Annotated in this window: 1 protein-coding gene; it reads left to right on the top strand. The window is 75.7% G+C overall.

Annotation, left to right across the window (positions count from 1 at the left end):
* Nucleotides 1–74: 74 nt before the first annotated feature.
* Nucleotides 75–806, top strand: coding sequence for a nucleotidyltransferase family protein (locus tag ACOV8S_RS30840; protein WP_448321786.1), 732 nt, complete (start codon nt 75–77; stop codon nt 804–806).
* The last annotated feature ends 571 nt before the right edge of the window (nt 807–1,377 follow it).

Here is a 1,377-nt window from a genome sequence, read left to right on the forward strand (position 1 = left end):
GGCGGGGCATGGGGCCCGCCGCATTTCCACCCTCCTCGTCCTGTGGCGCGCGGGGCGCACGTACAGTGCGGTCCATGACCGATCCGAACGCCGCCGCGCGCCCCGTCCAGGCCGTCATCCTGGCCGGTGGCCAGGGCTCCCGCCTGCGCCCGTACACCGACGACCGGCCCAAGCCGATGGTGGAGATCCCCGGCACCGGTACGCCGATCATCGGCCACCAGATCGCCTGGCTCGCCCAGGAGGGCGTGACCGACGTGGTCGTCAGCTGCGGGCACCTCGCCGAGGTGCTGGAGAAGTGGCTGGAGGGCGCCGACCTGCCGGCGCGGGTCACCACCGTCGTGGAGCCGGAGCCGCTGGGTCGCGGTGGCGGTCTCAAGTACGCGGCGGCGCACCTGCCGCACCCCGACCGGTCCTGGTACGCCACCAACGGTGACATCTGGACGCGGTTCTCGCTGCGGGACATGGCGGACTTCCACACCGGGCGCGGGGCCACGGCGACGCTGGCGCTGGCGCGGCCGCGGCTGCCGTGGGGGGCGGTGCGGACCGACGGGTTCGGGTACATCAGCGACTTCATCGAGGCGCCGCCGTCGACGGTCGAGATCAACGCGGGTGTGTACGTGTTCTCGCCGCAGTTCGCCGAGCAGCTCCCGGAGCGGGGGGACCACGAGCGGAGCACGTTCCCGCAGCTCGCGCGGGAGCGGCGGCTGGCGGGGTACTCCATTCCGCAGGGGGCGTACTGGCGGGCCATCGACACGGCGAAGGACCTCACGGAGGCGGCGAAGGAGCTGGCCGCGCTCAACGGCTGACGGGGGTGTCCGGGGCGCGGCGTGTGTCTCTCCGCCCGCCCCTGGCCGCCGTTCTGCCGAGGGCCCGGGCTCTCCGGGCCGGCCACGCCGCCTTCGCCCCCTCCGGCGGACAGGCGTGCCTGCCGTGCCCCTGCCGTGCCTGCTGCTGGGGCCGTGCCCGCCGCCGTGCGGTCTCCTGCACCGCATGTGGACGGCCGGCCCCCAGGGTGCGGCGGCACGGGCGGCGCAGGCCCTGGCCTCCGCCGCGAGCGGCTTTCTTACCGTGCCCAAGTCGACGGCACCGCGAGCACGTGACCCGCACGGCAGCGCGGCTGCACGGCAGCGCGGCTGCACGGCAGCGCGGGCACAGGGCCGAGCCCCCGCGGGCAGCACCGTTTTATCCCCCGCCCCGCCCCCTTCCCGGAGGGCTTGTGCGGCGCGGAGCGAGCCGGTCCGGCGAGGACGTGAGGTCCTGCGCCCACCCGTGCCGCCCCAGCGGCACGATTGCCCGCAGGGGTGCACAGCACCAGCCACCGCACGGCACTCCCCGCCCCGGGACACCGCGAAGGCCCCCGGGTCACCGCGAAGGCCC

The organism is Streptomyces sp. CO7 (assembly GCF_053474865.1).

Coding starts and splice junctions, on each gene's coding strand:
- ACOV8S_RS30840 (WP_448321786.1), top strand. CDS start 75: ATGACCGATCCGAACGCCGCCGCGCGCCCCGTCCAGGCCGTCATCCTG.